Here is a 17,855-nt window from a genome sequence, read left to right as displayed (position 1 = left end):
CCAGAAGATCAAGGAGCACCCGCATTTGTGCCCGGCTTCTTATCTGCCCTCCAGAAAGAGCAGATCGAGCAGTTTAGCCGTTGTATAGGAAAGGCCGGCTGCAACGTCGGCAAATCGGGCGAAATGCGCCGCCGCCGTCCGAAAAACACCAACCACTTGCCACCCGGCTGTGCGACGGTCCGCACAGCCTTCGGAATGGCCCTCACCCGTTAGGTCTTGAAACGTGCCGCTTCCTCGGACCCGCGCGTCGCATCTCCCGCGCTGTAGGAGTGCGCGCCGGCGCCGGCGAGCTTGCCGCCGGCGACGATCAGATATTCCTCGCGGATCGGCTTGCCTTCGAACCAGCATTCAAGAATCTCTCGCGTGCCGGCGGCGTAACGCGCCTGTGCGGACAGCGACGAACCCGAAATATGAGGCGTCATGCCGTGATGGGGCATTGAGCGCCACGGATGGTCCTTCGGGGCCGGCTGCGGGAACCACACATCACCGGCATAGCCGGCTAGCTGGCCGCTCTCGAGCGCCCGTGCAACGGCATCGCGGTTGCAGATCTTGCCGCGCGCGGTATTCACCAGATATGCGCCGCGTTTCATCTTGGCGATCATCGCCTCGTCGAAGAGGTTTTCCGTCTCGGGGTGGAGCGGGGCGTTGATGGTGACGACATCGCAGACCGGCACCATCTCCGCCGCCGTCTTATGGAACGTAACGCCGAGTTCCTTCTCGACCGCGTCGGGAAGCCGGTGGCGATCGGTGTAGTGCAGCTTGGCGTCGAACGGCTTCAACCGGCGGAGCACCGCGCTGCCAATCCGCCCGGCGCCCACCGTGCCGATCGCCATACCCTCGACATCGTAGGAGCGCGCGACGCAGTCAGCGATATTCCAGCCGCCTTTCACGACCCACTGGTAAGAGGGGATATAGTTCCGCGCGAGGCTGAGGATCATCATGACCACGTGCTCGGACACGCTGATCGAGTTGCAGTAGGTCACCTCGGCGACGGTGACGCCGCGGTCCATCGCGGCCTGCAGATCCACGTGGTCCGAGCCGATGCCGGCAGTGATCGCGAGTTTCAGCTTGCTTGCCTTGGCGATCCTCTCGGCGGTCAGGTAGGCCGGCCAGAAGGGTTGCGAGATCACGATGTCGGCATCGACTAGCTCCCGTTCGAAGACGCTGTCAGGACCGTCCTTGTCCGAGGTCACCACCAGGCTATGCCCTTGGCTTTCGAGAAATTTCCTCAGGCCGAGCTCGCCGGAGACGCTGCCCAGCAGGACGCCCGGCTGAAAGTCGATGCCCTTCGGGGTGGGAAGTGTCTGACCGCCGGGGTAGTGCTCGAGCTTCGGCAGGCCATCCCGCGCATAGGTGGTCGGATATCCATCGACCGGATCGTCATAGAGGACGCAAACGACCTTTGCCATTTCCATCTCCCTTCCTGAAAACGAAGAGGATGGCCACGGCTCCTTCAAAGCTGCCGGTCAATGCGCACGAACAGCAGGGCAATGTGCTCTGTTGAATTGTCCATGGCCAGCAAGGTCGCTCGTGGCGCTCCCACGTTCGTAGAATTGGTACCACTCTGAAGAAGGTGGAGGAGCCGGACGCAGTTTCAAGTGCTCCGTAAGGTCGCCTGCGAACAGATAGACCGCTGGCAGGCTGCGATCTGGGCTTACGGCCCGCAACGCCCCACAGGCAGAGAAGGCGCGGCATCCGGACCCATATGACCACGTCCGTGCGCGGCAATCTTAAATCGAAACTCGACGGATTGGTCCCGTCCATGACCCATCGCGGCTCATCGATCTTGGCCGCAATCAATGCCCTTTGCTCCGTACGCGGTCTCGAAACCCAGCCGGGCAGCCAGAAAAACTCTTGGTCCATCGAGACGAATGGCAGATCAAATCGTGCTGAGAGCCAACGCGCCAGTGTCGTCTTGCCACCGCCCGAGCAGCCGATCACCAAAACGCGCCTCGCCTTCGAAAGAATCGACGCCGCCTGCGCCATGTTGGTCAGCTCGCTCGCCATTCGCGCCTCAAAAAAGCCGCGACGTCGCAGCGCCGCGGCTTACAGCGATGGAGGCGGACTATTCCGCAGCGGCCGCCAGCTTCTTCTCGCGCGCCGCTCTCAGCTTCGCAAAATCGTCACCGGCATGATGCGACGAGCGCGTCAGCGGGCTCGAGGCAACCATCAGGAAGCCCTTGGTATAGGCGACCGTCTCGTAGGACTTGAACTCCTCGGGCGTCACGAACTTCTCGACCTTGTGGTGCTTGCGGGTCGGCTGCAGATATTGGCCGATCGTCAGGAAATCGACATCCGCCGTGCGCAGGTCGTCCATCAGTTGCAGCACTTCGTTCCGCTCCTCGCCGAGGCCGACCATGATGCCGGACTTGGTGAACATGGTCGGGTCGAGTTCCTTCACCCGCTGGAGCAATCGGATCGAATGGAAGTAACGGGCACCGGGACGGACCGTCAGATAGTTCGACGGGACGGTTTCGAGATTGTGGTTGAAGACGTCGGGCTTGGCGGCGACCACGCGCTCGAGCGCACCGGGCTTTCTCAGGAAGTCGGGCGTCAGAATTTCGATCGTGGTGGTCGGCGAAGCTTCCCGGATCGCGAAGATGACCTGCTCGAAATGCTCGGCGCCGCCGTCCTCCAGATCATCGCGGTCAACCGAGGTGATCACGACGTGGCTCAAGCCCATCTGTTTGACGGCGTTGGCGACATTGGCCGGCTCGTCCGGATCGAGCGCGTTCGGCCTGCCGGTCGAGACATTGCAGAAGGCGCAGGCGCGCGTGCAGATCTCGCCCATGATCATGAAAGTGGCGTGTTTCTTGTCCCAGCATTCGCCGATATTCGGGCAGCCGGCCTCTTCGCAGACGGTGACGAGCTTGTTGCTCTTCACGATCGAGCGGGTTTCCATATAGCCCTTGGAGGTCGGCGCTTTCACCCGAATCCAGTCCGGTTTGCGCAAGACTTCCGTATCGGGCTTGTGCGCCTTTTCGGGGTGACGAACACGCTGTGCCCGATCCGAGACGGCATCGAAAACCGTTACCATGTGTTTTCCTTCATCGCGCGAGCCCTGCGGCTTAAGACCGTGCGCCCTTTATCGATCTATATAAATGGCCGGACGTGAAAAGTCAGGCCACCATTTGCATGGCAGCCCGACCACAAGTGAATGGCGAATGCGGCTCTATCGTCTGACGGCGCGGCCTGCCGCAATCAAGAGGCACGCGCCGATGAAGCCGATGATCAGATAGGCGAGCCAGCCGGCATAGGCCATGCCGAAGGCGGCCAGAATGAAGTTCAGCACGACGGCTCCGATGATGCCGAGAACGATGTTCATGAGCAGCCCCATTTCGCTGCTCATGAATTTCTCCGCCAGCCAGCCGGCCAAGCCGCCGATGATGATTGCCGCCAAAATGCCCACGCCGTTCACGCTCATGATGACCTCTCCGCGTTGAAAAAGCTGCAGCGATCTCAATGCGCGATCTGATCAAAAGTTCCGGGCGGCCATTTCTCATCAGGCGTTCAGCACCCGACCATAGGCGTCGAGCACGCTTTCCTTCATCATTTCCGAGAGGGTCGGATGCGGGAATACCGTATGCATCAGCTCTTCCTCCGTCGTTTCGAGATTCATGGCAACGACGAAGCCCTGGATGAGTTCGGTGACCTCGGCGCCGACCATGTGCGCGCCGAGCAGCTCGCCCGTCTTCTTGTCGAAGATCGTCTTGACCAGACCTTGGTCCTCGCCAAGAGCAATCGCCTTGCCGTTGGCGCCAAAGTTGTAACGGCCGACCCGGATATCACGGCCGAGCTCCTTCGCCTTCGCCTCGGTAAGCCCCACGGAAGCGACCTGCGGGTCGCAATAGGTGCAGCCTGGAATCTTGCCCTTGTCGAGCGCGTGGACGCCAGGAACGCCGGCGATCTTCTCGACACAGATCACACCCTCATGCTCAGCCTTGTGCGCCAGCATCGGCGGGCCGGCGACGTCGCCGATCGCGTAGATGCCGGCGACATTGGTGTTGCCGTAACCGTCCGTGACGATGCAGCCACGGTCTGTCTTGACGCCGAGTGCTTCGAGACCGAGGTCTTCGATATTGCCCTGCACGCCGACGGCGGAGATCAGACGATCCGCCTTTATCTGCGTCACCTTGCCGTCCTTCGTCTCGACATGGGCGGTGACGTCGTTCGCGCCCTTCTCGACCTTCGTCACCTTGGCGTCGGTGAAGATCTTCAGGCCGCGTTTTTCCAGCCGCTTGCGGGCGAAGGCCGAAATCTCCGCGTCTTCGACCGGCATGACCTGTGGCAGGAGTTCGACGACCGTGACGTCGACGCCCATCGATCGGTAGAAGCTTGCAAACTCGATGCCGATCGCGCCGGATCCCATGACGAGCATGGACTTCGGCATGTCCTCAGGCTTCATCGCCTCGAAATAGGTCCAGATCAGCTTGCCGTCGGGCTCAATGCCGGGCAGCGCGCGCGGGCGGGCGCCGGTCGCGATGATGATGTGCTTGGCCGAATAGGTGCCTTCGCCCTTCACGCCCTTCGGAACCGAATTCTGCGGCTGGACCGCCGGCTTCGACGGTGCCCCGACAACGATTTCGCCGGGTTTGGTCAGCTTCGCCTCACCCCAGATCACATCGACCTTGTTCTTCTTCATGAGGAAGCCGACGCCGCCGTTCAGCCGCGCCGAAACGGCGCGCGAGCGGGCAACGACCTCCTTGACGTTGGCTGTCATCTTGCCTTCAAGCGTCAAACCATAGTTCTTGGCATGATTGGCATGGTCGAGGATTTCGGCGGAGCGCAGCAGCGCCTTGGTCGGGATGCAGCCCCAGTTGAGGCAAATGCCGCCGAGATGCTCGCGCTCGACGATCGCCGTCTTCAAGCCCAGTTGCGCCGAGCGGATAGCGGTGACGTAGCCACCCGGGCCCGAACCGATAACGATGACGTCGTAATTCTCAGCCATGTGTCTCCTGCCTTTGTCTCAAGCGACGTTGCGGGTGAACAGCACCCAATCGTGTTTCCTGCTGTCTTCGAAGAGCGGCACGGCTTCTACACGCGCCACCTCCTCGAAGCCGTTGAGCCTGTAGAGTGCCTGCGCCTTTTCATTGTGGCTTTCGGTGATCAGGCTTACCGGCGCCGATCCGGCGCGGGTAATTTCGTGTTGAAGCAATGCCCGGCCGATCCCCTTGCCGCGGTGGTGCCGGTAGACGCCAAGGCTATCAATGAACCAATGACCAACCGCCTTTGTCTGTAGGCCAAGCAAGGGGACGAGTACCGCATGCTTCGGCTCGATGTCGTGTATCGATGCGTCGATCCCATAGGACACTGATGCGCCGACGATTTCGTCGTCGACGACCGCGACTACCGCATCGCGCCACGTGCCCAAGCCGGTCTCCTGCCGCAGTCTGTTGCGGCCGTGCTCGAAGGCGGTTTCCGCCGCACCGCTCAAGACGCCTCCGTACCAGAGCCAGGCCGCAAAGCCACGCGAGGCGATGTCGATCAGGATCGCTAACTCCGCCGCGTCGCTTCTCGCCGCCGGTCTGAGGATCGCGCCAGCCGCCATCGTCAGAGCCCGAGCATCATCCGCACGACCGGCTCCAAGCCGCGGCCGATCGCCCGCGTGTTCTCGGCATCGAGATGAACGCCATCAAGCGGCGTTGTTCGGGCCACGGAACCGGAGTCGTAAAAGCCGCAGCCGAGCTCGTCGGCGAGATCGCGATAGAGCGGCGCCAGCATCGACGATTGCTCCACACCGCCGGCAAACATGGCGGCGAAGGCGCCGTTGGCGGTTTCGCAGAGCGGCGGCGGCGAAACGATGAGAATGTCCGGTCCGTCCTCGGTTTCGACCGGCCAGTCGTGCCGGCGGACCAGATTGACGAGGCGCTCGATACCCTTCACGGCGCCGAAGGCCGTACCGTGGATCACCGGCTTCATGTCGTTCGAACCGAGCACGAAGATGATGAGGTCGAGCGGCGCGTGGCTGTGAAGGACGGTCGGCAGGACGCGCGCGCCGTTGCGGTCACAGTCCGCCAGATGGTCGTCGTAGGCGGTGGTGCGGCCGTTCAATCCCTCGGCGATGACGTGAACGTCCGCGCCCAGCGCCTTCTGCAACACGCTCGGCCAACGATCGGAAAGCGCGTGGCGACCACCGTCCGAGGCATCGTATCCCCAGGTCAGACTGTCGCCATAGCAGAGAACCGTTTTCATTCACGTTCCGCCTGGAATGATGAGGAAAATTGAACCGGTTCGCCTTAACGCCCAGTTGACGAGGGCCCAGTGGGCGATCACTGCAAGCCCGCAGGGGATCACAGCACCCAAGAGGCAGAGGAGATCAATCAATCCGACGCCGATGCCATCGTTCGAATAGATCGCCGCCCCAGCACATGCCATCACGGCAGCGAGCATAAGCGCCAGCAAGACCAGCATGCATTGCTTCAGCGTCGCTGCCGGTCGCATCTGCGCGCCGAACGATACCAGACCCGCGATCACTGCCACCGGGAGGACGTTAAGGCCCACCAACGCGAAATCCGGTCCGTCGAACGGCAGTTCGTCGACCTCAAAGAACCACGTCAACAGCGAGGCAAACGCCCCGAACGCCAAGATGCCTGCAAACGCAGACAAGAGAGATGCGCGTGCCGACACTCCGAAAGCCCGCAAAAGACGGGAAATCAGCGATGCCGATTTGCGCACCTCACCCATTCACGCCCCCAAAGGTCAGACAAGCATGCCCATCGGGTTTTCGACGTAGCGCCTGAAGGCGGCGAGCAGCTCGGCGCCGAGCGCGCCATCGACGCAGCGATGGTCGGTCGAGAGCGTGACGGTCATCATATTGGCGATGACCATCTCCTTGTTCTTAACGACGACACGCTCCTCGCCGGCGCCGACCGCAAGGATCGTCGCATGTGGTGGGTTGACGACCGCGGCGAAGTTCTTGACGCCCATCATGCCCATGTTGGAGACAGCCGTGGTACCGCCCTGGTATTCTTCCGGCTTCAGCTTGCGCTCTTTCGCGCGCTTGCCGAGATCCTTCATCTCGTTGGAGATGGCCGACAGGCTCTTCAATTCCGCCTGCCGGATGATCGGCGTAATCAGGCCGCCCGGAATGGCGACGGCAACGCCGACATCGGCGTGCTTGTGCTTGACCATGTTGCTATCGGTCCAGGACACATTCGCGTCCGGAACGTCGCGCAGCGCCAGCGCAAGCGCCTTGATCACCATATCGTTGACCGAGAGCTTGTAGACCGGCTTGCCGTCCTTTTCAGGTGCAGCGGTGTTGAGCTGGGCGCGGAGCGCCAGCAGCGCATCAAGCTCGCAGTCGAGCGAAACGTAGAAATGCGGGATCGTCTGCTTGGATTCGACGAGGCGCTTGGCAATCGTCTTGCGCATGCCGTCGTGCGGCACGAGCTCGTAAGAGCCCGGTTCGAAGAGCTTGAGGACGGCCTCTTCCGTCATGCCCTTGGCGAGCGGCGCTGCGGCTGGAGCTGCCGCGGCAGCAGGTGCTGCAGCCGGCTTGACGACAGCGCCCGCCACAGCCGACGCGACGTCTTTCTTGACGACCCGACCATACGGACCGGAGCCGGCGATCGCCGAAAGATCGATGCCTGCCTCCTTGGCGAGACGACGCGCAAGTGGCGAGGAAAAGACGCGCTTGCCATCGCCTGCGGCCGGTGCAGGGGCAGCCGGAGCGGCAGGCTGCGCAGCGGGGGCTGCAGCCGGTGCCGGGGCGCTGGCGGGCGCTGCCGGAGCTGCTTCCTGCGCCTTCGCGGCCGGTTCCGGCGCTGCTGCGCCATTGCCGCCCTTGCCGCCCTTGGCGGCGGTCGCGACATCCTCCCCATCCGCTGCCAATACAGCGATCAGCGCATTGACCTTGACGCCCTCGGTGCCCGCCGGAACCACGATCTTGGCGACGGTGCCTTCATCGACCGCTTCCACTTCCATCGTCGCCTTGTCGGTTTCGATCTCGGCGATGACATCGCCGGACTTTACCTTGTCGCCTTCCTTGACCAGCCACTTGGCCAAGTTGCCTTCTTCCATCGTCGGAGAGAGGGCGGGCATTGTGATGTTGATTGGCATCGAAACGCCCTCCCCTTATTTGTAGCAAACGGCCTTCACCGCATTGACGACCTCGGCAACGCTCGGCAGCGCTAGCTTTTCAAGATTGGCGGCATAGGGCATCGGCACATCCTTGCCGGCGATCGTCAGGATCGGCGCGTCGAGATAATCGAATGCCTGCTGCATCACGCGGGTGGCGATTTCGGTGCCGACGGAGGACTGCGGGTAGCCTTCCTCGACAGTTACAAGCCGCCCTGTCTTCTTGACGGATTCGATGACCGTCGGAAGATCCATCGGGCGGATGGTGCGCAGGTCGATAATTTCGACGTCGATGCCCTGCGCCTCGAGTTCGGCCGCCGCCTTGACCGCATAGGTCATGCCAATGCCAAAGGAAACGATGGTCGCGTCCTTGCCGAAGCGGTGGATGCGGGCCTTACCGATCGGCAGCACGAAGTCATTAAGCTTCGGCACTTCGAAGGAATGGCCGTAGAGGATTTCGTTTTCGAGGAAGATCACCGGGTTAGGATCGCGGATCGCTGCCTTGAGGAGGCCCTTCGCGTCTGCCGCCGTATAGGGCATGACGACCTTGAGACCGGGAATGTGGCTGTACCAGGCGGCATAGCATTGCGAGTGCTGCGCGGCGACACGGGCCGCAGCACCGCTCGGACCGCGAAAGACGATCGGCGCGCCCATCTGGCCGCCGGACATGTAGAGCGTCTTGGCGGCCGAGTTGATGATCTGGTCGATCGCCTGCATGGCGAAGTTGAAGGTCATGAACTCGACGACCGGACGCAGACCGGTCATTGCCGCGCCGACGCCAACGCCGGCAAAACCATGTTCGGTGATCGGCGTATCGACCACGCGGCGCGGGCCGAATTCCTGCAGCAAGCCCTGGGTAATCTTATAGGCGCCCTGGTATTCCGCCACCTCTTCACCCATGACGAAGACGTCGTCATTGGCGCGCATTTCTTCCGCCATCGCGTCGCGAAGCGCCTCACGAACGGTCATCGTGGCCATTTCGGTACCGGCGGGAATCGCCGGGTCGGCAGGCACCTCGGCCTTTGGCTGAGCGGCGACGGGAGCCGGCGCCGCGGCGGGTGCCTCGTTTGCAGCCGGCTTCGGAGCTTCCGCTTTCGGCGCTTCCACCTTGGCGATATCACCGGCGGCCTCGCCGTCCTGCAGCAATACGGCGATCGGCGTATTGACCTTCACCCCTTCGGTGCCGGCGGCGATCAAGAGCTTGCCGATCGTCCCTTCATCGACAGCTTCGACTTCCATCGTGGCCTTGTCGGTCTCGATCTCGGCGATAACGTCGCCGGAGGTCACCTTGTCCCCTTCGTTCTTCAGCCATTTCGAGAGCGTGCCTTCCTCCATGGTCGGGGAAAGGGCGGGCATGAGAATTTCTACTGGCATATTTGTCCCTCCCCGGATCAAAGCAGGATGTCAGTGTAGAGCTCGGATACATCCGGCTCCGGATCAGACTGGGCGAAATCGGCGCTGTCCGCAACGACGTCGCGAACATCCTTGTCGATCTGCTTCAGTTCGTCCTCGCTCGCCCAACCCTTTTCGACAAGGCGGGCCTTGACCTGCTCGATCGGGTCATGCTCCGAGCGCATTTTCTGCACTTCGTCCTTCGATCGGTATTTCGCCGGGTCGGACATAGAGTGGCCGCGATAGCGGTAGGTCAGCATCTCGAGGATCATCGGCCCCTTGCCGGAACGGCAATGCTCGACAGCCTCGTCGCCCGCCGCCTTGACGGCGCGGACGTCCATGCCGTCCACCTGATAGCCCGGAATGCCGAAGGAAGCGCCGCGCTGCGAGAAATCGGTCTGCGCTGACGCGCGCGACACCGAGGTTCCCATTGCGTAGCGGTTGTTCTCGACGATGTAGACCACAGGAAGCTTCCAGAGAGCGGCCATGTTGAAGCTCTCATAGACCTGGCCCTGGTTGGCCGCGCCATCGCCAAAATAGGTGAGGCTGACATTATCGTTGCCCCGGTAACGGTTGGCGAACGCCAGCCCGGTGCCGAGCGACACCTGCGCGCCGACGATGCCGTGACCGCCGTAGAAATGCTTTTCCTTGGAGAACATGTGCATCGAGCCGCCCTTCCCCTTGGAAAGGCCGCCACGGCGACCGGTAAGTTCGGCCATCACGCCACGGGCACTCATGCCGCAAGCGAGCATATGGCCGTGGTCGCGGTAACCGGTGATGACCTGGTCGCCTTCCTTCAGCGCCATCTGCATGCCGATGACGACAGCTTCCTGGCCGATGTAGAGGTGACAGAAGCCGCCGATGAAGCCCATCCCGTAGAGCTGGCCGGCCTTTTCCTCGAAGCGCCGGATCTGGAGCATCTCGCGGTATGCTTTGAGATCATCTTCCTTGGAGAATTCGGCGATCGTGCCGCCGGTGAAGTCTTTCTTCGCGGGCTTGGCAGCGGCCTTGCGGCTGGAGACGGACGCGGTTTTTCGCGGAGCCATTCATTCCTCCCAATGGTTAGCCTTTTGTCGGCTACCATAGGGAAAGAAAAGCGTCGCAGCAATGCCATATTTGCATGGCTATCATTCAGGATAACTGGCTGATTTTCTGATGTTATTTCTGATTAACCTAATTCAGGTTAATTTGAAGATGAATGAAAAATAACGATCTCGTCGCTGCGCGACATGTTGAGCGCAAGGCGAGCCTTCTCATCCAGCATGTCTCTTTCCAGCGAACCGTCACTCATCAGCTCGACTTCCTTTTCCAGGACTTTTCGCCTTTGAGTGAGCTCATCCAACTGGGCTTGCCGCTCGGCGATCTGGCGATCGAACTCTTCGGTCGCCTTCAGGCCGTAGCCGCCATGGATGGAATGATAACCGAAGTAGGAGAGAAAGGCGACCGCCATCAACGGCACGACCGCCCGCCCCAATCTCCGCTTCTTGTGATGCCGTGTCCACATCGCTCATATCCTGATACGCAATACGAAAATCGAGACTAGCGTCGATTGATTAACCGACCGTTGACCATGAATGGCAGGAAAAGCAAAGCCCGCCTGCCGCGAGGCAGACGGGTCTGAAATTTCACAATCATGCCTGTGGCAGCGATCAGCCGCGCAGGATGGACCGGCCGGCATATTGTGCCTGAAGGCCGAGTTGCTCCTCGATGCGGATCAACTGATTGTATTTGGCGAGCCGGTCGGAGCGCGCCAGCGAACCGGTCTTGATCTGCCCGCAATTGGTGGCGACCGCGAGGTCGGCAATCGTCGCGTCCTCGGTTTCGCCGGAGCGGTGCGACATGACGGCCGTGTAGCGGGCCTTGTGTGCGGTCTCGACCGCGTCGAGCGTTTCGGAGAGCGAACCGATCTGGTTGACCTTGACGAGGATCGAGTTGGCGACGCCCATCTTGATGCCGTCGCGCAGTCGAGCCGAGTTGGTGACGAACAGGTCGTCGCCGACGAGTTGGCACTTATTGCCTATGAGATCGGTCAATGCCTTCCAGCCATCCCAATCATCTTCGGCCATGCCGTCTTCGATCGAGATGATCGGATATTTGCCGGCAAGCTCGGTAAGGTATTCGGCCATTGCACCCGGCTCCAGCGTGCGGCCCTCTCCTTCGAGCACATATTTGCCGTCCTTGAAGAATTCCGTCGAGGCGCAGTCGAGCGCGACGTACATGTCCTCGCCGGGCTTGTAGCCGGCCTTTTCAATCGACTTCATGATGAAGTCGAGCGCTGCCGGCGCCGAAGCAAGACCCGGCGCGAAGCCGCCTTCGTCGCCGACATTGGTGTTGTGTCCATCGGCGGCAAGCTGCTTCTTCAGCGTATGAAAAACTTCCGAACCCATGCGGACGGCGTCCTTCAGCGTCTCGGCGCCGACGGGCATGATCATGAATTCCTGGAAATCGATCGGATTGTCGGCATGGGCGCCGCCGTTGATGATGTTCATCATCGGAACCGGCAGGAGATGCGCATTGGGACCGCCGACATAGCGGTAAAGCGGCAGGCCCGCAGCCTCGGCCGCGGCCTTGGCGACGGCGAGCGAGACGCCGAGAATGGCGTTGGCGCCGAGGCGCGACTTGTTCGCTGTGCCGTCGAGCTCGATCATGGTCTTGTCGATCTGGATCTGGTTTTCGGCATCGAGCCCGCCGATCGCTTCGAAGATCTCGCCGTTGACTGCTTCGACGGCCCGCTCGACGCCCTTGCCGAGATAGCGCGTTCCGCCGTCGCGCAGTTCGACTGCCTCATGCGCACCGGTCGAGGCACCCGACGGAACGGCCGCGCGACCGAAACTGCCGTCTTCGAGGTGAACGTCGACCTCAACGGTCGGGTTGCCGCGGCTATCGAGAATCTCTCGGCCGATGATGTCGATGATTGCAGTCATGATCTCTTCCCTGCTTGTGAACGATGATGATGGTCGGCCTGTCTTAGTTCATGGCCTCGAAATTACAATGACGCGCCAGACGCAAAAGCCCAAGCGCCACCCGCTTCGTGAAAACTTCACGGAGAGCGGCGCCGCCTCAGGCCTTGGCGATCGCGTCGAAGGCGAGCAGTTTTTCAAGGAGCCGCGGCATGTCCTTCAATGGCACCATGTTGGGACCATCCGAAGGCGCATTGTCGGGATCCTCGTGCGTCTCGATGAAGACGCCAGCAACGCCAACGGCAACCGCCGCGCGCGCCAGGGTTTCGACAAACTCGCGCTGGCCGCCCGACGAGCCGCCCTGACCGCCGGGCTGCTGCACCGAATGGGTGGCATCGAAGACCACAGGAGCACCCAGCGCTGCCATGATCGGCAGCGAGCGCATATCCGAGACAAGAGTGTTATAGCCGAAGGATGCGCCGCGCTCACAGAGGAGCACGTTGGGATTGCCGCTCATCGTGAACTTGGCGAGCACGTTCTTCATATCCCAGGGCGCGAGAAACTGCCCCTTCTTGACGTTGATCACTCTGCCCGTCTTCGCGGCCGCGACAAGAAGGTCCGTCTGGCGCGACAGGAAGGCCGGAATCTGGAGGATATCGACCGTCTCGGCGACGATCGCACATTGCTCCTCCGTATGGATGTCGGTCAGGACGGGAAAGCCGAACTCCTTCTTGAGATTGGCAAAAATCTCCATCGCACTGTCGAGACCGATGCCGCGCTTGCCGGAGAGCGAGGTACGGTTCGCCTTGTCGAAGGAAGACTTGTAGACAAGCCCGAGCCCGAGCGACTTACAAAGTTCGACGAGCTTCCCGGCCATCATGAAAGCGTGCTCTCGGCTTTCCATCTGGCAAGGGCCGGCGATCAGCGTCAGCCGCTCCTTTTGCGAAAAGATCACCTGGCCGGCACCCTCGCCGACGACAACCCTGGCATTCGTTTCCATCATCACACTCCAAACGCGAAGATAACCCCCTGCCCCGGCGCTTCCGGAACAATGAGGCGCCCGCCCATTTCTGCAAATTCGATACCGTGCGCAAAAAGCGCGCGCGTTGCTTCAAGGTCCGTGACACGGAAGACCACGGCACGGCCGCGCAGGCCGCGTTCCGCATCACTGACCGAACGGCCGAAGAAAGCCTCCATGCCTGCGGGATTCAGGACCGACAGTTTGACACCGCCGGCCTGAATGTCCATGCCGAAGGAGTGAGCCGCGACCTCGCGCTCATCAATGCCTTCCTGCAGCAGATACTGAAAATCCGTTGGGTTCTGCTCCGAGAGGACGACTTCGGCGATCCCGAGCACGCCGTTCTCATGCTTGTGAAGCGTGGCGCCGTCGACCGGCAGCGCGCGGATGCGCTGGCAGCTAAAGAGGAAGAAATCCGGCGCGCGCAGATCCGCGGCGAACGCCAGCCGGAAGGAGCCGAGCCCTTCGCGCCCGTCCGGCAGCCGCATCGGCCGGGAGAATTCCAGCATATCGCCGGCGGAGACGCCACTGGCGCGGAACCGCATATGATCGGATGCGGCATCCGGCGTGCCGAGCACGACCGCCGAGAGCCCCTCCGGCCCCTGACGGAAGCGGAATGCCTGATCGCGTGCGACAAAAACATTGCCGGCCAGGGCAGCGGCTTCGCATTCTTCGCGCGAGGCGACCGCAAGCGGCTCCAGATAGGTGTTGTCTGAGAAAAAGACGCAGGCGTTTTCGGTGCCGAAGGGATGACGGGCATCGTCGGCAACGGTGAAGCCGAGATCATTCAGCCGCCGTCTTGCCCGCGAAAGGTCGGCCACCGGCAGCACGACATGATCGAGCGGGCGGGTCGTTCGCTTGGATAAACTCATGGCGGATTCCCTGATAGCCGGTTCGCCGCTGTTTGCAACTTTTGCCGCATGAATGCAAGCGGGGGCGTAGCAGCACGCGCTGGCGAAAGGGCATGTCGTCGATGCGAGGGCCGCGCTTGGCAGCGCCAGCTACAAAAGCGCACGGCCGGTCCTTAAGGGACCAGCCGTGGAAATATCTGAATTATCTCGAAAGACCGGCTAGACCAGGCGAGACTGCTCCAGTGCCGCCTCGATGAAGCTCGCAAACAGCGGATGCGGGTCGAGCGGGCGAGACTTCAGCTCCGGATGATACTGAACGCCGATGAACCAGGGATGATCGTTGTATTCGACTGTCTCCGGCAGGACGCCATCCGGCGACATGCCGGAAAAGACCAGACCACAGGACTCCAGCCGGCCCTTGTAATCGACATTGACCTCGTAACGGTGACGATGGCGCTCGGAAATCTCGGTCGAGCCGTAGATATCCGCAATCTTGGTGTTCGCCTTGAGTGCCGCCCGGTAGGCACCGAGGCGCATGGTGCCGCCGAGATCGCCCGCTGCCGAACGTTTCTCGAGCGCATTGCCCTTGATCCATTCCGTCATCAGGCCGACCACCGGCTCCTTGGTCGGGCCAAACTCCGTCGAAGACGCATTTTCGATGCCGGCGAGATTGCGTGCCGCCTCCACGACAGCCATCTGCATGCCGAAGCAGATGCCGAAATAGGGCACCTTGCGTTCGCGCGCGAAGCGCGCGGCATTGATCTTACCTTCCGACCCGCGCTCGCCGAAGCCGCCGGGGACGAGGATGCCATGGACCTTTTCGAGCCAAGGGGCTGGATCTTCCTTTTCGAAGATCTCCGACTCGATCCATTCGAGCTTGACCTTGACGCGGTTGGCGATGCCGCCGTGGTAGAGCGCCTCGATCAACGACTTATAGGCATCCTTGAGGCCGGTGTATTTGCCGACGATTGCGATCGTGACTTCGCCTTCCGGAGTGCGGATACGATGGGCAACCTCTTCCCAGGCATCCATGCGCGGCTTCGGCGCCGGCTCGATGCCGAAGGCGGCAAGCACTTCGTTATCGAGACCTTCCTTGTGATAGGCGATCGGCACGTCATAGATCGAGGCGACGTCGAGGGCCTGGATCACCGCGGATTGCCGGACATTGCAGAAGAGCGACAGCTTGCGGCGCTCGGCTTCGGGAATTTCGCGATCGGCGCGAACGAGCAGGATGTCGGGGTGGATGCCGAGCGCCTGCAGTTCCTTGACCGAGTGTTGCGTCGGCTTGGTCTTCAATTCGCCCGCCGCCGGAATATAGGGCATCAGCGTCAGGTGCACATAGACGGCGGTACCGCGCGGCAGGTCGTTGCCGAGCTGGCGGATCGCCTCCATGAAGGGCATCGCCTCGATGTCGCCGACGGTGCCGCCGATCTCGCAGATGACGAAGTCGTAATCGTCATTGCCTTCGGTGATGAAATTCTTGATCTCGTTGGTGACGTGCGGGATCACCTGGACCGTCGCGCCGAGGTAGTCGCCGCGCCGCTCCTTGTCGATGATGTTCTTGTAGATCCGGCCGGTGGTGATGTTGTCGGTCTTCGTCGCCGAGCGGCCCGTGAAACGCTCATAGTGGCCAAGATCGAGGTCCGTTTCCGCTCCGTCGTCGGTGACGAACACCTCGCCGTGCTGGGTCGGGCTCATGGTGCCCGGATCGACGTTGAGATAAGGGTCGAGCTTGCGCAGCCTCACCCGATAGCCACGCGCCTGCAGCAGCGCTCCAAGAGCGGCCGCAGCGATGCCTTTTCCGAGGGAGGAAACCACGCCGCCAGTGATGAATACATATCGCGCCATGGGAGTCACCGGATACCTTTTCACAAATGATTCCGCCACCGAAAAATTCGTCTTGCAGAATTTTTCCGTCGTTCGAGGGGCAGATTTCACACAAAACAAAACCGGCGGATGAAGCCATCCGCCGGCGGGTTCTTCTGATTTGCGGCCTTACTGGCCGCTCGGAACTTGCGATCCCGTATTGCTGTTGGCGCCGCCGGCCGGTGCCTGACCGGTAGCGGGTGCGCCGCCAGCCGGAGCGGCATTGTTGGCACCATTGCCCGCAGGCGGTGCTGGGGTGTTCGTGCCGGCCGGTGCCGTCTGGCCGCCGCCGAGCGAATCAAGCACCCCGCCGCTCGAGCTCGTACCCGGAATGCGTTCGAGAATATCCGTCGCCTGAGGCTCGTAACGCGACAGAATCCCCATCGCGAGGGCGAGACTGAAGAAGAGAAGGGCAAGGACAGCCGTCGTGCGGGTGAGCGCGTTGGCGGTGCCGCGAGCCGACATGAAGCCCGAACCGCCGCCGATGCCGAGACCACCGCCTTCGGAACGCTGAATGAGGACGACGCCGATCAAGGCGACGACGACCATGAGATAGATGACGAGTAGTACGGTCTGCATCAGCTTCCAGTCCTGCCCTTTTCGGGGCATCCGAATCAAACGATCGCCGGCCGCCGCACGGCCGCGCGTAAATTTGGCGCCTCTTTATACCAAGCCGCCGGCTATTCCAAGCCCCTGCCCGGTCGGCTGGATCGATCAGGCCAGCAATTCCTCATAGGCACGATAGATGGCGAGGAAGTCTTCCGCTTTCAAGCTTGCGCCGCCGATCAGCGCGCCATCGACATTGGCGACGCCCATGAGTTCCTTTGCATTGGAAGGCTTGACGGAACCGCCGTAGAGGATGCGCATCTTGCCGCCCTCGACACCGAAGCGGGAGACGAGTTCACTGCGCATGAATGCGTGTGCTTCCTCGACGTCGGACACAGTCGGCGTTAGACCAGTGCCGATCGCCCAGACCGGCTCGTAGGCGATGACGGTGTTTTCGGAAGTCGCGCCATCCGGCAGGCTTTCGGCGAGCTGGCGTTTCAACACCTCGAGCGTGTTGCCGCTTTTGCGCTGCTCTCCGGTTTCGCCGACGCAGACGATCGCGACAAGATCCGCCGCATGCGCAGCTTCGGTCTTGGCGCGTACCAGCGCATCGTCCTCGGCATGATCGGTGCGGCGCTCGGAATGGCCGACGATGACATGGGTGCCGAAACAATCGGCAATCATCTGAGCAGAGATATCGCCGGTGTGCGCCCCCAACTCCTTCTGATGGCAATCTTGGGCGCCGATCATCAGCGGGCTGTCGTCGCAAAGTGCTGTCGCGACGTAAAGCAACGTCGCCGGCGGGCAGATCAGCGTCTCGACTTTGCTGGAAAGCGCGCCTTTGACGCCCTCTGCCATTGCCTTGATCTGGTCGAGGGAAGCACGCGTACCATTCATCTTCCAGTTGCCGGCAACGAGCGGGCGGATATCAGGCGTCATGAAGTTTCCTCCGGGGTCAGATCTTCCTCTTGCAAGCGGCCTAGCAAATAGCTCGGCTAAAAAAAAGCACCTCACGTGGAATAATCCGGTCTGCTGACGTGATGACGCGGAGCCCGCGGATACGCGCCGCGTTTCTTGGCGAAGGCCGCCGGCTGAATTCAAACCGAATTAAGCATGGAGAGCGAATAAAAGCAGAGCCTCCGCCGTCTCACGCTGGTGACTGAGCAGCCGACGGAGAAAGCACTTCGCGGCTCGGCCACCGGAGGC

General features: G+C 61.6%; 17 protein-coding genes and 1 pseudogene. All 18 read right to left on the bottom strand.

The features are described from left to right. Window positions 1–209 precede the first annotated feature (209 nt). Window positions 210–1,409: an NAD-dependent formate dehydrogenase gene (locus PYH37_RS18515; protein WP_280732911.1), complete on the bottom strand. Its 1,200-nt coding sequence runs from the start codon at window positions 1,407–1,409 to the stop codon at window positions 210–212. 247 nt (window positions 1,410–1,656) lie between these two features. Then, window positions 1,657–2,007 (bottom strand): annotated as a pseudogene (locus PYH37_RS18510) (P-loop NTPase family protein); the annotation flags it as partial. Window positions 2,008–2,065: 58 nt separating this feature from the next. Beyond that, on the bottom strand, window positions 2,066–3,037 hold the full coding sequence (lipA, locus tag PYH37_RS18505; RefSeq protein WP_280732910.1) for a lipoyl synthase: 972 nt from the start codon (window positions 3,035–3,037) through the stop codon (window positions 2,066–2,068). A gap of 135 nt (window positions 3,038–3,172) precedes the next feature. After that, complete coding sequence (locus PYH37_RS18500) at window positions 3,173–3,424, bottom strand: GlsB/YeaQ/YmgE family stress response membrane protein (RefSeq protein WP_280732909.1); 252 nt, start codon at window positions 3,422–3,424, stop codon at window positions 3,173–3,175. A 78-nt stretch (window positions 3,425–3,502) separates the two neighbouring features. After that, window positions 3,503–4,948 carry a dihydrolipoyl dehydrogenase gene (gene lpdA / locus PYH37_RS18495; protein ID WP_280732908.1) on the bottom strand — a complete coding sequence of 482 codons (1,446 nt, stop codon included), beginning with the start codon at window positions 4,946–4,948 and terminating at the stop codon, window positions 3,503–3,505. Window positions 4,949–4,966: 18 nt separating this feature from the next. Continuing rightward, window positions 4,967–5,548 carry a GNAT family N-acetyltransferase gene (locus PYH37_RS18490; RefSeq protein ID WP_280732907.1) on the bottom strand — a complete coding sequence of 194 codons (582 nt, stop codon included), beginning with the start codon at window positions 5,546–5,548 and terminating at the stop codon, window positions 4,967–4,969. A 2-nt stretch (window positions 5,549–5,550) separates the two neighbouring features. Next, entirely contained in the window at window positions 5,551–6,192 is a 642-nt protein-coding gene (locus PYH37_RS18485) for an SGNH/GDSL hydrolase family protein (protein WP_280732906.1), read from the bottom strand. Next, window positions 6,193–6,684 (bottom strand): hypothetical protein, encoded by a 492-nt coding sequence (locus tag PYH37_RS18480; RefSeq protein ID WP_280732905.1) that lies wholly within the window; start codon window positions 6,682–6,684, stop codon window positions 6,193–6,195. It abuts the gene before it with no gap. A 15-nt stretch (window positions 6,685–6,699) separates the two neighbouring features. Then, entirely contained in the window at window positions 6,700–8,058 is a 1,359-nt protein-coding gene (locus PYH37_RS18475) for a pyruvate dehydrogenase complex dihydrolipoamide acetyltransferase (RefSeq protein ID WP_280732904.1), read from the bottom strand. A gap of 15 nt (window positions 8,059–8,073) precedes the next feature. Continuing rightward, a complete protein-coding gene (locus PYH37_RS18470; protein ID WP_280732903.1) occupies window positions 8,074–9,450 on the bottom strand; it encodes a pyruvate dehydrogenase complex E1 component subunit beta in 1,377 nt (458 codons plus the stop codon). Window positions 9,451–9,467: 17 nt separating this feature from the next. Beyond that, a complete protein-coding gene (gene pdhA / locus PYH37_RS18465; RefSeq protein ID WP_280732902.1) occupies window positions 9,468–10,514 on the bottom strand; it encodes a pyruvate dehydrogenase (acetyl-transferring) E1 component subunit alpha in 1,047 nt (348 codons plus the stop codon). Between the two features lie 137 nt (window positions 10,515–10,651). Continuing rightward, window positions 10,652–10,972 carry an FtsB family cell division protein gene (locus tag PYH37_RS18460; protein ID WP_280732901.1) on the bottom strand — a complete coding sequence of 107 codons (321 nt, stop codon included), beginning with the start codon at window positions 10,970–10,972 and terminating at the stop codon, window positions 10,652–10,654. A 145-nt stretch (window positions 10,973–11,117) separates the two neighbouring features. Next, window positions 11,118–12,392, bottom strand: coding sequence for a phosphopyruvate hydratase (gene eno, locus PYH37_RS18455; protein ID WP_280732900.1), 1,275 nt, complete (start codon window positions 12,390–12,392; stop codon window positions 11,118–11,120). 136 nt (window positions 12,393–12,528) lie between these two features. Next, window positions 12,529–13,371, bottom strand: coding sequence for a 3-deoxy-8-phosphooctulonate synthase (gene kdsA / locus PYH37_RS18450; RefSeq protein WP_280732899.1), 843 nt, complete (start codon window positions 13,369–13,371; stop codon window positions 12,529–12,531). Further along, window positions 13,371–14,258 (bottom strand): VOC family protein, encoded by an 888-nt coding sequence (locus PYH37_RS18445; RefSeq protein WP_280732898.1) that lies wholly within the window; start codon window positions 14,256–14,258, stop codon window positions 13,371–13,373. The genes kdsA and PYH37_RS18445 overlap by 1 nt, the downstream gene beginning before the upstream one ends. 198 nt (window positions 14,259–14,456) lie before the next feature. Beyond that, the gene (locus PYH37_RS18440) at window positions 14,457–16,094 is read right to left on the bottom strand and encodes a CTP synthase (RefSeq protein WP_280736089.1); all 1,638 of its coding nucleotides are present in this window, start codon (window positions 16,092–16,094) and stop codon (window positions 14,457–14,459) included. A 138-nt stretch (window positions 16,095–16,232) separates the two neighbouring features. After that, complete coding sequence (gene secG / locus PYH37_RS18435) at window positions 16,233–16,682, bottom strand: preprotein translocase subunit SecG (protein WP_280732897.1); 450 nt, start codon at window positions 16,680–16,682, stop codon at window positions 16,233–16,235. 135 nt (window positions 16,683–16,817) lie between these two features. Then, entirely contained in the window at window positions 16,818–17,588 is a 771-nt protein-coding gene (gene tpiA, locus PYH37_RS18430; protein WP_280732896.1) for a triose-phosphate isomerase, read from the bottom strand. Window positions 17,589–17,855 lie beyond the last annotated feature (267 nt).

The sequence above is a fragment of the Sinorhizobium numidicum genome (genome assembly GCF_029892045.1).
Classification (GTDB): Bacteria; Pseudomonadota; Alphaproteobacteria; order Rhizobiales; family Rhizobiaceae; genus Sinorhizobium; species Sinorhizobium numidicum.
The sequence above is the reverse complement of the archived record's forward strand: the minus strand, read 5'-3'. Positions and strand labels throughout refer to the sequence as shown.

What these genes read in the sequence shown, in the direction of transcription:
- PYH37_RS18515 (WP_280732911.1), bottom strand. Translation starts at nt 1,409, where the DNA reads ATGGCAAAGGTCGTTTGCGTCCTCTATGACGATCCGGTCGATGGATAT.
- lipA (WP_280732910.1), bottom strand. Translation starts at nt 3,037, where the DNA reads ATGGTAACGGTTTTCGATGCCGTCTCGGATCGGGCACAGCGTGTTCGT.
- PYH37_RS18500 (WP_280732909.1), bottom strand. Translation starts at nt 3,424, where the DNA reads ATGAGCGTGAACGGCGTGGGCATTTTGGCGGCAATCATCATCGGCGGC.
- lpdA (WP_280732908.1), bottom strand. Translation starts at nt 4,948, where the DNA reads ATGGCTGAGAATTACGACGTCATCGTTATCGGTTCGGGCCCGGGTGGC.
- PYH37_RS18490 (WP_280732907.1), bottom strand. Translation starts at nt 5,548, where the DNA reads ATGGCGGCTGGCGCGATCCTCAGACCGGCGGCGAGAAGCGACGCGGCG.
- PYH37_RS18485 (WP_280732906.1), bottom strand. Translation starts at nt 6,192, where the DNA reads ATGAAAACGGTTCTCTGCTATGGCGACAGTCTGACCTGGGGATACGAT.
- PYH37_RS18480 (WP_280732905.1), bottom strand. Translation starts at nt 6,684, where the DNA reads ATGGGTGAGGTGCGCAAATCGGCATCGCTGATTTCCCGTCTTTTGCGG.
- PYH37_RS18475 (WP_280732904.1), bottom strand. Translation starts at nt 8,058, where the DNA reads ATGCCAATCAACATCACAATGCCCGCCCTCTCTCCGACGATGGAAGAA.
- PYH37_RS18470 (WP_280732903.1), bottom strand. Translation starts at nt 9,450, where the DNA reads ATGCCAGTAGAAATTCTCATGCCCGCCCTTTCCCCGACCATGGAGGAA.
- pdhA (WP_280732902.1), bottom strand. Translation starts at nt 10,514, where the DNA reads ATGGCTCCGCGAAAAACCGCGTCCGTCTCCAGCCGCAAGGCCGCTGCC.
- PYH37_RS18460 (WP_280732901.1), bottom strand. Translation starts at nt 10,972, where the DNA reads ATGTGGACACGGCATCACAAGAAGCGGAGATTGGGGCGGGCGGTCGTG.
- eno (WP_280732900.1), bottom strand. Translation starts at nt 12,392, where the DNA reads ATGACTGCAATCATCGACATCATCGGCCGAGAGATTCTCGATAGCCGC.
- kdsA (WP_280732899.1), bottom strand. Translation starts at nt 13,371, where the DNA reads ATGATGGAAACGAATGCCAGGGTTGTCGTCGGCGAGGGTGCCGGCCAG.
- PYH37_RS18445 (WP_280732898.1), bottom strand. Translation starts at nt 14,258, where the DNA reads ATGAGTTTATCCAAGCGAACGACCCGCCCGCTCGATCATGTCGTGCTG.
- secG (WP_280732897.1), bottom strand. Translation starts at nt 16,682, where the DNA reads ATGCAGACCGTACTACTCGTCATCTATCTCATGGTCGTCGTCGCCTTG.
- tpiA (WP_280732896.1), bottom strand. Translation starts at nt 17,588, where the DNA reads ATGACGCCTGATATCCGCCCGCTCGTTGCCGGCAACTGGAAGATGAAT.